Origin of the sequence: Gluconacetobacter azotocaptans (genome assembly GCF_014174355.1) — a bacterium.
GTDB lineage: Bacteria > Pseudomonadota > Alphaproteobacteria > Acetobacterales > Acetobacteraceae > Gluconacetobacter > Gluconacetobacter azotocaptans.
The window spans coordinates 69328-82787 of record NZ_JABEQF010000010.1 but is presented as its reverse complement, the minus strand read 5'-3'; the positions used below and the strand labels follow the sequence as shown (position 1 = coordinate 82787).

12 protein-coding genes are annotated in these 13460 nt (G+C 66.4%); 2 read left to right on the top strand and 10 right to left on the bottom strand.

Translation table 11 applies throughout. From position 1 onward, the window contains the following. Positions 1–132: 132 nt before the first annotated feature. From lpdA to HLH34_RS13270, 10 genes are all read right to left on the bottom strand, one after another. Positions 133–1542: a dihydrolipoyl dehydrogenase gene (gene lpdA, locus HLH34_RS13315; protein ID WP_183120065.1), complete on the bottom strand. Its 1410-nt coding sequence runs from the start codon at positions 1540–1542 to the stop codon at positions 133–135. An 11-nt stretch (positions 1543–1553) separates the two neighbouring features. Then, positions 1554–2822: a pyruvate dehydrogenase complex dihydrolipoamide acetyltransferase gene (locus HLH34_RS13310; RefSeq protein WP_183120064.1), complete on the bottom strand. Its 1269-nt coding sequence runs from the start codon at positions 2820–2822 to the stop codon at positions 1554–1556. 12 nt (positions 2823–2834) lie between these two features. Continuing rightward, entirely contained in the window at positions 2835–4184 is a 1350-nt protein-coding gene (locus HLH34_RS13305; RefSeq protein ID WP_183120063.1) for a pyruvate dehydrogenase complex E1 component subunit beta, read from the bottom strand. Between the two features lie 6 nt (positions 4185–4190). Then, positions 4191–5201, bottom strand: a complete 1011-nt coding sequence (gene pdhA / locus HLH34_RS13300; RefSeq protein WP_183120062.1) for a pyruvate dehydrogenase (acetyl-transferring) E1 component subunit alpha — start codon at positions 5199–5201, stop codon at positions 4191–4193. Between the two features lie 80 nt (positions 5202–5281). Further along, positions 5282–5794 (bottom strand): cyclic pyranopterin monophosphate synthase MoaC, encoded by a 513-nt coding sequence (gene moaC / locus HLH34_RS13295; RefSeq protein WP_183120061.1) that lies wholly within the window; start codon positions 5792–5794, stop codon positions 5282–5284. Between the two features lies 1 nt (position 5795). Beyond that, positions 5796–6656, bottom strand: coding sequence for an indole-3-glycerol phosphate synthase TrpC (gene trpC, locus HLH34_RS13290; RefSeq protein ID WP_183120111.1), 861 nt, complete (start codon positions 6654–6656; stop codon positions 5796–5798). After that, complete coding sequence (gene trpD, locus HLH34_RS13285) at positions 6656–7774, bottom strand: anthranilate phosphoribosyltransferase (RefSeq protein WP_183120060.1); 1119 nt, start codon at positions 7772–7774, stop codon at positions 6656–6658. The genes trpC and trpD overlap by 1 nt, the downstream gene beginning before the upstream one ends. Before the next feature lie 7 nt (positions 7775–7781). Further along, positions 7782–8378 (bottom strand): anthranilate synthase component II, encoded by a 597-nt coding sequence (locus HLH34_RS13280; protein WP_183120059.1) that lies wholly within the window; start codon positions 8376–8378, stop codon positions 7782–7784. Positions 8379–8533: 155 nt separating this feature from the next. After that, the gene (trpE, locus tag HLH34_RS13275; RefSeq protein ID WP_183120058.1) at positions 8534–10096 is read right to left on the bottom strand and encodes an anthranilate synthase component I; all 1563 of its coding nucleotides are present in this window, start codon (positions 10094–10096) and stop codon (positions 8534–8536) included. After that, the gene (locus HLH34_RS13270) at positions 10093–12021 is read right to left on the bottom strand and encodes a peptidylprolyl isomerase (protein WP_183120057.1); all 1929 of its coding nucleotides are present in this window, start codon (positions 12019–12021) and stop codon (positions 10093–10095) included. Before HLH34_RS13270 ends, trpE begins: the two co-directional genes overlap by 4 nt. Positions 12022–12283: 262 nt before the next feature. On the opposite strand from HLH34_RS13270, the gene tpiA reads away from it, so the two are divergent. Both tpiA and secG read left to right on the top strand, forming a co-directional pair. After that, positions 12284–13027, top strand: a complete 744-nt coding sequence (tpiA, locus tag HLH34_RS13265; protein ID WP_183120056.1) for a triose-phosphate isomerase — start codon at positions 12284–12286, stop codon at positions 13025–13027. A gap of 36 nt (positions 13028–13063) precedes the next feature. Further along, positions 13064–13357, top strand: a complete 294-nt coding sequence (gene secG, locus HLH34_RS13260; RefSeq protein WP_182943732.1) for a preprotein translocase subunit SecG — start codon at positions 13064–13066, stop codon at positions 13355–13357. The last annotated feature ends 103 nt before the right edge of the window (positions 13358–13460 follow it).

Genomic DNA, 13460 nt, shown 5'->3' with positions numbered 1-13460 from the left:
ACAAGTGGAACGGCGCGGGGAACGCGTCAAGCAAACATCCCCGGCCCTGCGGCGGCGACGATCACAAGCAGCGGAGGCGGCCCCTTTGGAAAGAAATCCGCCCCCCCTGCCGGGACCGCGACAGCCCGATCTTCAGATATGCAGGGCGCCGTCATAAGCGGCCAGGACGGCCTCGTGCATCGTCTCCGAAATCGTCGGATGCGGGAACACCGTTTCCTTGAGTTCGGCCTCGGTCAGCTCGGACGTCCTGGCGATGACGTAGCCCTGGATCATCTCGGTCACTTCGGCGCCGATCATGTGCGCGCCCAGCAATTCGCCGGTGGAGGCGTCGAAGATGGTCTTGACCATGCCCTCGGGCTCGCCGGCCGCAATGGCCTTGCCGTTGCCGATGAAGGGGAAGCGCCCGACGCGGATTTTATGACCGGCTTCCTTGGCCCGGGCTTCGGTCAGGCCGACCGAGGCGATCTGCGGCCGGCAGTAGGTACACCCGGGGATGTTCGTGGGATCGATCGGATGGACCGTGTGGCCTGCGATCGCCTCGACGCACAGCACGCCCTCGTGGCTGGCCTTGTGCGCCAGCCACGGCGGACCGGCGATATCGCCGATGGCATAGACCCCGGCTTCGCCGGTGCGGCAATACGGATCGACCTTGATATGGGTCCGGTCGACCTCGATCGCGGTGCCTTCCAGGCCGATATTTTCCACGTTGCCGACGATGCCTACCGCCGAGATGACCCGATCGACCGCAATCTCCTGGCTCTTGCCGCCGGCCTCGACCGGGACGGTCACGCTGTCCCCATTCTTGCGGATGGCACCGATCTTCGCCCCGGTCAGGATGGTCATTCCCTGCTTCAGGAAGGCCTTATGGGCCAGGGCGCTGATCTCCTCGTCCTCGACCGGCAGGATCCGGTCCAGGACCTCCACCAGTGTGACCTCGGCCCCCATGTTGCGGTAGAAGGACGCGAATTCCACGCCGATGGCCCCGGATCCGATGACCATCAGCCGCTTCGGCAGTTCGGTCGGCACCATGGCCTCGCGGTACGACCAGATCAGCTTGCCGTCGGGTTCCAGCCCCGGCAGGACGCGCGCCCGCGCACCCGTGGCCAGGATGACGTGGGGCGCCGTCAGGGTCGCCACGGATTTGCCGTCCTTGCTGACGTCGACCTTGCGGCGCGCGCCGTCCTTGCCAGCCAGCTTGGCGAACCCGTCGAAGACCGTCACCTTGTTCTTCTTCAACAGGTGCGCCACCCCGGACGACAGTTGCCCTGCCACCTTGCGCGAGCGTTTGACCACCTTGTCGAGGTCGAATCGGATGTTATCCGCCGCGAAGCCGAATTCGCCCAGATGGTGCAGAAGATGGTTGATCTCGGATGACCGCAGCAGCGCCTTGGTGGGGATGCACCCCCAGTTGAGGCAGATGCCGCCCAGTTGGGCTGCCTCGACCACGGCGACGCTCAGTCCCAGTTGCGCCCCGCGAATGGCGGCGACATAGCCGCCGGGGCCACCGCCGACAATGACGATGTCGAACTCTGTCTTGCTCATGAATTATGTCCTCAGACCACCAGGCTGAACGGCGATTCGACCACCGAACGGAAGGTCGACACCCATTCGGCGGCCAAGGCCCCGTCGACGACGCGGTGATCGACCGACAGCGTCACCGTCATGACGGTCGCGACCTTGATCGCGTCATCCTTGACGACGGCGCGCTTCTCGCCGGCCGCAATGGCCAGGATCGCCGCCTGCGGCGGGTTGATGATGGCCGAGAACTCCTTCACCCCATACATCCCCATGTTGGAGATCGAGAACGATCCCCCCTGGAATTCCTGTGGCTTCAGCTTTCCCGCCCGCGCGCGGGCGATCAGGTCCTTGGCATCCTGGCTGATCTGGCGCAGCGACTTGCTGTCGGCATTGCGCACGATCGGCGTGATCAGCCCGTCGGGGATCGACACGGCGATGGAAATGTCCACGTCGTCGTACAGGATCGTCGCGTCCTCGGTGTACGACGCATTGACGCCGGGCACCCGGCGCAGCGTCACCGCGGCGGCCTTGATCAGCATGTCATTGACCGACAGCTTGTAGGCGTCCGGTCCCTCGGCCGGGGATGCGGCATTCAACTGCGTCCGCAGCGCCAGAAGGGCGTCGAGTTCGACATCGACCGCCACGTAGAAATGCGGGATGGTCGATTTGGCCTCGGTCAGGCGCCTGGCGATGACCTTGCGGATCATGGAGTTCGGGACCGCCTTGTGCGGGGCCTCGATAGTCACGGGCGCCGCAAGCACGGCCGGCCGGGTCGGCGCCGGTGCGGCCGACGCACCCTCGACATCGCGCCGGACGATGCGGCCGTTGGGGCCGGACCCCTTCACGCCTGCCAGGTCGATGCCCTTCAGCTTCGCGATCCGGCGCGCCAGCGGTGACGCAAAGATGCGCGCACCGCTTGGGGCCGGGGCCGGGGCCGGAGCCGACGCCGCCGGGGTGGGTGCCGGTGCCGCCGCAGGGGCCGGCGCGGCTTTGGCCGGGGCCGAAACCTGGACCGGCGCTTCGGGTGCCGGCGCGGACGCCCCGCCTTCGGGCACGGTTTCGCCCTCGGCCACCAGGATGGCGATCGGCGCGTTGACCTTCACCCCTTCGGTGCCCTCGGTGACCAGGATGCGTCCCAGGGTACCTTCATCGACCGCTTCGACTTCCATCGTGGCCTTGTCGGTCTCGATCTCGGCGATCACGTCGCCGGACTGGATGTGCTCGCCTTCCTTCTTCAGCCAGCGGGCCAGCTTGCCCTCGGTCATCGTCGGCGACAGCGCCGGCATCAGGATATTCACAGACATCGCGACGCCCCCTCAGACCAGCTTGCGGACCGCATCCACCACCCAGGTCGGGTTGGGAAGGGCCAGCTTTTCAAGATTGGCGGCGAAGGGCATCGGCACGTCGGCGCCGGCCACCCGCGCGGGCGGGGCGTCGAGATAATCGAACGCATGTTCGATGACCTGCATCGAGATTTCGGCCCCGATGCCGGCAAACGGCCAGCCTTCCTCGACGCAGACCAGGCGGCTGGTCTTCTTGACGCTGGCGACGATCGTCTCGGTATCCAGGGGACGGATCGTCCGCAGATTAATGACTTCGGCCTCGATCCCCTGTTCAGCCAGGATCGCCGCCGCTTCCAGCGCGGTGCCGACCATGATCGAGAACGCAACGATTGTGACGTCGCTGCCCTCGCGCTCGATCTTCGCTTGGCCGATCGGCAGGATGAAATCCTCAGCGACCGGGCACGGGAATTTGTGCCCGTAGAGAATTTCGTTCTCCAGCACGATCACCGGGTTGGGGTCGCGGATCGCGGCGCGCAGCAGGCCCTTCGCGTCGGCCGATGACCACGGCGCCACGACCTTCAGGCCGGGAATATGGCCGTACCAACTGGCATAGCATTGCGAATGCTGCGCCCCCACGCGCGACGCCGCCCCGTTGGGGCCGCGGAAGACGATGGGGCACGACATCTGGCCGCCGGACATATAGCGGGTCTTGGCTGCCGAATTGATGATCTGGTCGATGGCCTGCATCGCGAAATTCATGGTCATGAATTCCACGATCGGTTTCAGCCCGGTCAGCGCCGCGCCGACGGCCATGCCGGTGAAGCCGTGCTCGGTGATGGGGGTGTCGATCACCCGCTTCTCGCCGAACTCGTCCAGCAGCCCCTGCGACACCTTGTAGGCGCCCTGGTACTGCGCGACCTCCTCGCCGATCAGGAAGACGTCCTCGTCACGGCGCAGTTCGGCCGCCATGGCGTCGCGCAGGGCTTCGCGGACGGTGATCTCCACGGTCTCGCCCCATTCCTTCTCGGGCGCGGCCATGGGTGCGGCGGGTGGCTTGGGGGCCGACGCCTGGGGTGCTAGTTCCTGCGGGGCCTCAGGCTGGGCGGCAGCGGCCGGTGCGGATGCCGGCGCGGCGGCGCCGCCTTCGGACTGCAGGTTCGCGATCGGTGTGTTGACGGCGACGTTTTCCGTCCCCTCGGCGATCAGGATGTCGCCCAGCGTCCCCTCGTCAACGGCTTCCACTTCCATCGTGGCCTTGTCGGTCTCGATCTCGGCGATCACGTCGCCGGCCGCCACATGATCGCCCGTCTTCTTCAGCCAGCGGGCCAGCTTGCCCTCGGTCATCGTCGGCGACAGCGCCGGCATCAGGATCTGCGTGCTCATGACCGTTCAGCCCTCCACCAGCACGTCGGTCCAGAGTTCCGACGGGTCGGGCTCCGGACTGGTCTGCGCGAAGTCGGCGGCGTCCACCACGACGGCCCGGACCTTGTCCTCCATGGCTTTCAGTTCGGCCTCTTCGACGCCCATGCTCAGCAGTTCCTTGCGTACCCGGTCGATCGGGTCGTGATTCTTCCGCATTTCGTCCACTTCGCTCCGTGGGCGATATTTCGCCGGGTCGGACATCGAGTGGCCGCGATAGCGATAGGTCGCCATCTCCAGCAGGAACGGCCCCTTGCCCTGGCGGCAGTGCGTGATCGCCTCCCGCGCCGCCTCACGCACGGCCTCGACGTCCATGCCGTCGACCTTACGCCCCGGGATGCCCCAGGGCTCGCCATTGCGCCACAGTTCCTTCGAAGCCGAGGAGCGCTCGACGCTGGTGCCCATGCCGTAGTGGTTGTTTTCCAGCACGAACACGCAGGGCAGCTTGTGCAGGGCAGCCAGGTTGAAGCTTTCGTAGACCTGTCCCTGGCTCGACGCTCCCTCGCCGAAATAGGCGAGCGAGACTTCGTCCGTTCCACGATATTTGTTGGCGAAGGCCAGGCCGATGCCCAGCGACACCTGGGCGCCGACGATCCCATGCCCGCCATAAAAATGCTTTTCGGACGAGAACATGTGCATGGAGCCGCCCTTGCCGCGGGAATATCCCCCCTCGCGCCCGGTCAGCTCGGCCATGACCCCGCGCGGGTCCATGCCGGCCGCCAGCATCTGCCCATGGTCGCGGTACGAGGTGATGATCTTGTCACCCTGCTTCAGTTCCATCTGCAGGCCGACGACCACGGCTTCCTGCCCGATGTACAGGTGGCAGAATCCGCCGATCAGTCCCATGCCGTAAAGCTGCCCGGCCCGTTCCTCGAACCGTCGGATCAGGACCATGTCATAAAACGCGCGTGCCAGGTCTTCCGCGCTCATCGACGGACTGTTGCGTCCGGCCTCTGTTTTGGGGTCTTGGTTCCCGCTCATTCTGAACGCTCCCTTGTTATTGTTATAACAGATATGACCACATGCGGTTGCCCCCGGGCGGGCATAACTGCCGCAATCTCCTACGATCCTGGTGATCGTTCCCCTGCCCCGGGTCGTTCGTACAGGCCCGACCGCCCGCCCGATTTGCGCTCCAGATAGATGGCTTCGATCGTCATGCCGCGATCGACGGCCTTGCACATGTCGTACAGCGTCAGCGCCGCCACGCTGACCGCCGTCAGGGCCTCCATTTCCACCCCCGTCGGTCCGGCGGTCCCGACGTAGGCCTCGATGTCAATCCCAGCTCCGTCCTGGGCAACCACCAGCCCCACGCGCACCGACGACAGCGGCAGCGGATGGCACAGCGGTATGAGGTCGGCCGTCTTCTTGGCCGCCATGATGCCGGCGATCCGCGACACCGCCAGAACGTCCCCTTTGGGCATGCCACCGGACAGGATCATTTCCAGTGTTTCGGCGCGCATGGAAACCCGGCCCCGCGCCACGGCCTGCCGCGCCGTGGTCGGCTTGTCGGACACGTCGACCATCACGGCATGGCCGGCCGCGTCGAGGTGGGACAGTTTCCCGCCGCCCGTCATCTTATGACAGGCCGAGCAACGCGCGGGCGGCGTCGCCGGGGCTATCGTGACGAAGCAGGCTTTCCCCGACCAGGAAACCGCTGGCCCCGATGGTGCTGAGGCGGACAACGTCGTCATGCGTCCGGATGCCGCTTTCGGATACGACGATCCGGTCGGGGGGCACCAGAGGCGTCAGTTGGATCGTTGTCTCAAGATCGGTCTTCAACGTCCTGAGGTTGCGGTTGTTGATCCCGATCAACGCGGTATCGAGAGCCAGCGCGCGGTTCAGTTCCCCCTCGTCATGCACCTCGACCAGAACGTCCATGTCCAGGCCCCGCGCGACATCCAGAAGTTCCGACGCCTCGGCGTCGGTCAATGCCGCCAGGATCAGCAGGATGCAATCCGCGCCGATCAGGCGGCTTTCATGGACCTGCCATGGGTCCAGGATGAAATCCTTCCGCAGGATCGGCAGGCTGCACGCATCGCGGACCCGTTTCAGATCCTCGGTGCAGCCATGGAAGCACGATCCTTCGGTCAGGACCGATATACAGGCCGCCCCGGCCTGCTCGTATTGCGCGGCGATTGCCGCCGGCTTGTAGTCGGGGCGCAGGATGCCCGCCGACGGGGACGCCTTCTTGATTTCAGCGATCAGCCCGATCTGCCGGTCTGCCGTCCGCTGCTTCAGCGCCTGTCCGAAACCACGGGTGGGCGTGTCGACCTCGCGTGCGCGGGCCGTGATGTCCTTCAGCGGCATGATCGTAGCACGCTGGGCGACATCGACCCGTGTCCTGGCGCAGATCCGTGCCAAAACGTCCGGAATGTCGTCCGGGTCCGGTGCGTTTCCGCCATCGGCCTCGGTCTGATTCATCGGCGTGTCGTTCATCATATAGCCTGCACAATCCCCTCTACGGTATCGGCACCGTGGTCGCGCATGGTGTTCAGCACGGCCAGCGCCGCTCCGTTATCCAGAACCCGGGCGGCATCGGCGACCAGCACCCGCAACGCCGACGGTCGGATGGCCCCATCGTGAAGCACCTCCCCGCGTCCCGCAACATGAAGTGCGGCGGCGGCATTCAGCAGGACCGTGTCGCGATAGGCGCCATGGGAGCCGGCCAGCATGGCCGCCAGGGCCTCGGCATTTTCCCTGGGGCTGCCGCCGGCAATCGCTTCGATCGGCGTGGTGCGGAGGCCCGCATCCTCGGGCTCCAGCGTCAGTTCGTAGACCTGTCCGCCCTGAAGCGCCACGATGTCGGTCGTTCCGGCCAGCGTCAGCTCGTCAATCCCGCGCCCCGCGCCGCACCGGCCATGGACCGCCCAGACCCGTTCGCTGCCCAGAAGCTGCAATGTCTCGATGACCGGCCGCAGCCAGACGGAATCGGCTACGCCCACCAGTTGCCGCGTCACGTTGGCCGGGTTGCACAGCGGCCCGACCAGGTTGAACAAGGTCCTGATACCCAGGGCCACCCGCGCCGGGGCCGCGTGCCGCATGGCCGGATGATGGGCGGGCGCCGCCATGAACGCCAGATTCAGCCGGGCGAGCCTGTCGCTGATGACCGCCGGGTCGCCCGACAGCGGCACGCCCAGTTCCCCAAGCACATCCGTGGCGCCCGACCGGGACGACAGGGCGCGATTGCCATGCTTGGCCACCGGCACCCCCAGCGCGGCCAGGACGAAGGCTACGGCTGTCGAGATATTGAGGGTGCCCAGCCCGTCGCCACCGGTCCCGCAGACGTCGATCGTGCCCGCCGGCACAGGTGCCACGCTGCGCATGCGGGCCCGGACGGCCCGCACCGCGCCGAGCAATTCCGCATGCCGCTCGCCCCGCACCCGCAGACCCATCAGGAAGGCCGCGATCAGCGTGTCGGGTACGCCGCCATCCATGATCAGGCCGAACGCCTGTTCGGCCTCACGCTCGGTCAGGCATTCGCCCTGTGCCAGGCGGCCCAGGACGGCCCGAAACGCTCCGACTGGATCGATGGACGGGGACGGCACACCTTCCATGATCGGGTCAGGCCGCTTTCCGCGGCGTGTTACGGCCCCGCGCGATCGCCATGAAATTAGCCAGGATATCGTGCCCATGTTCGGACGCGATGCTTTCGGGATGGAACTGCACACCGAAGATGGGCAGGACGCGATGCCGCAGCCCCATGATGACCCCGTCCGCCGTCCACGCGGTCGGGATCAGGTCGGCCGGCACGCTTGCCGGATCGACCGTCAGGCTGTGATAGCGCGTGGCGCGGAAAGGGTTGGGCAGTCCTTCGAACACGTCCGTCCCGTCATGCATGACGAGGCTGACCTTGCCGTGCATCGGCGTGGCGGACCGGACGACCGTGCCGCCGAAGACCTGGCCGATCGCCTGATGTCCCAGGCAGACGCCGAAGATGGGAACCTGGCCCGCGGCCTTGCGGATCAGTTCGCAGCAGATCCCCGCCTCGTTCGGCGAGCAGGGGCCGGGCGAAAGCACGATGGCCTCGGGGTTCAGCGCCAGGGCCTCGTCGGCCGTCAGGGCGTCGTTGCGACGGACGTCGCACCTCTCTCCAAGGTCGCCCAGGTAATGGACGAGGTTGAAGGTGAAGCTGTCGTAATTGTCGATCAGCAGGATCATGGCAATATGATGACCTCCCGTTTCGGCCCGGTCAAACAGCAGATCGGGAATTGATCGAAATAATGTTTATCTACAGAAAACAGGCATCTTATTGCGCCGATCAGCAAGACCGACGCAATTTTATGACGCGGGCGGCAAGGAGGCGTCCCTGCCGCCTACCCTTCGTTCCGGCCCCGCGTGAACTGTGCGGCAGCCTCGGCCGCACGGAACAGTGCCCGCGCCTTGTGTTGGGTTTCCTCATACTCGGCCTGGGGGACGCTGTCGGCAACGACGCCGCATCCGGCCTGGACGTGCATCTCTCCGCCCTTCACCACCGCCATGCGCAGTCCGATGCAGGTGTCCATCTCGCCGCTGGCCCCGAAATAGCCGATGCAGCCGGCATAGGCGGCGCGGCGCGTCGGTTCGACCTCGTCGATGATTTCCATTGCCCGGATCTTCGGGGCGCCGGTCAATGTGCCGGCCGGAAAGCCGGCGATCAGGGCGTCCAGCGCTTCCAGTCCCGGACGAAGCCGGCCCTCGACGTTCGACGAAATGTGCATCACGTGGCTGAACCGCTCGATCACGAATTTTTCCGTGACGCGGACCGAGCCGATTTCGCACACGCGCCCGACATCGTTGCGGCCCAGGTCGATCAGCATCAGATGTTCCGCGCGTTCCTTGGGATCGGCCAGCAGCTCCTCCTCCAGCGCGCGGTCTTCGGCGGCGGTCCGGCCACGCGGACGGGTGCCGGCCAGCGGGCGCACCGTTACCTGGCCGTCGCGCAGGCGCACCAGGATTTCGGGCGACGAACCCACCAGGCTGAAGCCGTCGAGCGCCAGATAGAACAGGAACGGCGCCGGATTGATGCGGCGCAGCGCCCGGTACAGGGCCAGCGCCGGCAACGTGAACGGGGTCGAGAACCGCTGGCTGGGCACCACCTGGAACGCGTCGCCTGCGGCGATATACTCCTGGATCCGCCGCACGGCGTCGCAGAATGCCTCGCGGGTGAAGGTCGAGCGCGGCGGATCGACCGGCCCGGTGTAAGCCGGCATGATCTCCTGCAACGCCAGGGGCTCGGACAGGGTCCGGCGCGCCAGCGCCAGAAGGTCCTGCGCGCGCTGCCATGCCTCTTCAGGCGACCGGTCGCCCCGGGGACGGATCGGGACGGCCAGGGTCAATTCGTCACGGACGGTGTCGAAGATCGCGAACAGCCCCGGCCGGATCATGATCCCTTCCGGCAGGCCGAGATCATCGGGCGGCATGTTGGGCAGATATTCCATCTGCCTTACCATGTCATAGCCCAGGTAGCCGAATATGCCGCCCGTCATCGGCGGCAGTCCGTCAGGAAGCGCCATCTGGCTATCCCGGATGATCGTCCGCAGCGATTCCAGCGGCTGGCCCGCCACGGGTTCATAAGGCGCGGCCGCATCGTCGGGGGCGTGGTTGACGGCGGCCTGGCCGTCATGGCAGCGCCAGATTAGGTCGGGCAGCAGGCCGATGACGGAATAGCGCCCGCGCGCCACGCCGCCCTCGACGCTTTCCAGAAGGAAGGCATTGCACGGGGGAGACGAATCACTGGCGCCGGCCAGGCGGGACAGGCGCATGAATGCCGAAACCGGAGTCAGCAGATCGGCGACTTCGATGCTCCACACAACGCTGGCGCGTCCCTGTTCCAGGGCCGCCAGGACGTCCTCGCGTTCAGGCGGGGTCGGACGGGACGAATCGGCAAAGAGGGTCACCGGGCACCGCCTTCCGCGCCATCGGGGCCGGTCACGGATGACAGGACCGACTGGACTGCGGCCATGTTGGTCTTGGGCTTCACGTCATTCTGCAGTGCCATGGCGTAGGACATTTCGATATCCTCGGCCATGGATTGGCTCAGGCCCGTCCGGATCCGGCCGATCAGCATCCGCTGCGTGGAGGGATCGGGCTGGGTGATGGCGGTCAGGGTCGCGACGTAGAACCCGTCGGACTCCTCGACCATCACCGACTGGCCGATCGACCCGATCCGGAACGCCAGCTGCGCCAGGCCGTCGGGGACGCCCGTCGTCTGGCGGCCGCGCGCCAACGGCGCGCTGTGCACCACCTGGCCGGCCGGCGCAGCCTGCGCCACCCCGCCCTTGGTCTTCGCCGCCAGATACAGATCCGTCGCCTGAATGTTTGCCGCATGGCGACGGGCCTCGTCCTGCCACGCTGCGCCCGCCTGATCCGAAATGGCCGAAAAGGGCTGCACCTGGCCGGGCGTCACGCTGTCGACCGATACCGCGTACCAGGTCTGGTCCGGGCCCTGGATCAGGGAGGGATTCGCCCCTTTCGCCTGGCTGAAGATCCGCGCAAGAATTGCCTGGCGGGCCTCGCCCGAGGCGGGGATAGGCGCCGGCTCGCCGGCTTGCGTCCGGCCCTGGGCATCCAGTGTCCCGCTGGTGGCACTGGCGCCGAGCGTATCGGGGATCCGGTCCAGGCCGCTGCCGGCAATGGCGTCCTGCAACTGCTGGACACGGCCGCCGATCTGTTCGCCGGCGTGGGCCTGGGCGATCTGGTCGTGCAGTTCCTGCCGGGCGGCGGCAAAGTCCGTATCGTGTGGCGGCAGGATCTGCGTCACCTTGAACACGACCCAGCCGGTATCGGTCTGCGCGGGGCCCTGCAGGCTGTCCACCGGGGCGGCGAAGACCATCTTGGACAGCGGCGCCGAGGGAATGGACACGGCCCGGACCCCGTCCATCTGCACCGACGCGCTATCCTTCGCGGCGGCCTGGACCTGTGCCCAGGTCGCACCGGCCTGCCACTGGGTCGCGATCGCACGGGCCCGGGCCTCGTCGGGAGCCGTCACGATCTGTACGGTCCGGGTTTCCGGCAGATGATATTTCGCCTGCTCGGCGTCATACAGGCGATGCAGTTCCACCTCGGGAACCTCCATCGAACGGGCGATCGTCTCGGGCGACAGGACCACGATCCGCGCGTGGCGGTATTCCGGCGTCTGGAACAGCCAAGGATGATTGTCGTAGAACCGCCGCATCTGCGCAGGCTCCGGCGTGGGGGCGGACTGGTCGCCTGGGGCGATGCGGACCAGATCGAGCGTCCGGGTCTGGGCGTCGAAGTCGAAGGCCCGGCGTACCATCGTCTCGGGCGCGCGTACGCTGTTCCGAATCGGTTCCATCAGGGCGCGGGATGAGATGTCCATCCTGACAAGGTCCAGAAGGCGGCCTTCGGTCATGCCGATCTGCCGCAGGCGCGCGTCGAACAGCTTGCGGTCGAAACGCCCGTCGGGCCCCTTGAAGTCACGCAGGCCGAAGACTTCGTCGCGCAGCACGTCGTCGGGAACGATCAGGCCATGCCGTTCGGCCGACAAGGCGATCTCGGACTGCATGACAAGGCGCTGCAGGACCTGCCGGGCCGCTTCCCGGCGGGTCGCGGCTGGAATCTGCGACGCATCGGCAAGTCCCATCTGCCGCGCCACCTGGGGCATTTCGTTCTGCACCGCCCCCATGAACGCATCGGTCGTGATGGTGTTGGGGCCTACATGCGCCACGACGTCCGCGCGTTCGCTCCCCATGTTCGACAGCACGTCGCCGACCCCCCAGCCGACAAAGGCAAGAAACAGCAGGCCGGCGATGACACGGCCCAGCCAGGAATCGACGAAGGCATGGCGCAGAAAGGAAATCATGAAGTGCAGGATCCGAACATAAGCGGCGGAAGCGTCGCGGCCGGCAGGCGGCCACCTTTTCGGCCGCGCACCATAGGGACACGACCGCTGCTTGACCAGAACCCTGTTCACGCCATTACGGGGATTTAGAGGCGTTGCGGCATTGCCATGCGATGGCGCGCATGGTGTAGGGTGCCCTATCCGGTCGGTACTCCCCCTGGAAAAGAAAAGACCGTCGCAGACCGGGCGAAACGGCGGCACGCAGGCAGAGGGATCGAGACATATGATGCAGATGATTGTCGGCAACTGGAAAATGAACGGGCTGGGCGCCGCGTCGCGCGATCTGGTCACCGAGGTGGCGCAGGGGCTGGCCGCCATGCCGTCCCCACCCCAGATCGTGATCTGCCCGCCTTTCACACTGCTGGCGCAGCTGGCGCCGATGCTGAAGGGAACAGGCATTCTTCTTGGCGCGCAGGATTGCCACCAGTCGGTGTCCGGCGCGCATACCGGCGACATTTCCGCCGCCATGCTGGCGGACGTGGGCGTCGAATACGTCATTCTCGGCCATTCCGAGCGCCGCCGCGATCATGGCGAACTGGATGAGACGGTGCGGGAAAAGGCGACCGCCGCAGCGGCGGCCGGACTGACGCCCATCGTCTGCGTGGGCGAAAGCGAGGACCAGAGGGCTTCGGGCGAATGCCAGGATGCGATCGGCTGGCAGATCAAGGGGTCGCTGCCCGATGGGTTTTCCGGGATCGTGGCCTATGAACCGATCTGGGCTATCGGTTCGGGCGTCCCGGCATCCAGTCAGGATATCGCCGACATGATGGCGTTCATTCGCGCCGAACTGGTGCGGCAGTTCGGCGCGACTGGAAAAACGATTCGGATCCTCTATGGTGGGTCGGTAAACGCGCGCGACGCCGCGACCATCCTGCCCATCGCCGAAGTCGGGGGCGCGCTTGTCGGCAGCGCCAGCCTGCGGGCCGATACATTTCTGCCGATTGTCCGGGCCGCCGTCGATCTGTAAACGGTCCGTCACGCGGCGTCTCATCTGGAAGCGAGTATGATTACCGTCCTTCTCTTTTTGCATCTGTTCGTTACCCTTGCACTGATCGGCACGGTCCTGATCCAGCGCAGCGAGGGCGGTGGTCTGGGAATCGGCAGCAGCCAGGGCATGGGGACCTTCATGTCCGGCCGCGGCACCGCCAATCTGCTGACGCGCACCACCTCGATCCTGGCGGCGATCTTCATGGCGCTGTCGCTGACGCTGGCGGTGCTGAATCGCGGCGCCTCGACCGGTGCCGGGCACGATATCCTGGCGCAGCCTCCGGCGCCGACGGCCCCACCCTCCCACTGAAGACATCCGGTCGTCCCGCGCCCTGACGCGGGACACGGATTTTTATCACTCCCCGCCGGTCGATATAGTCGACTATGGGCTTTCCATGGCGGGGCGAAACGGT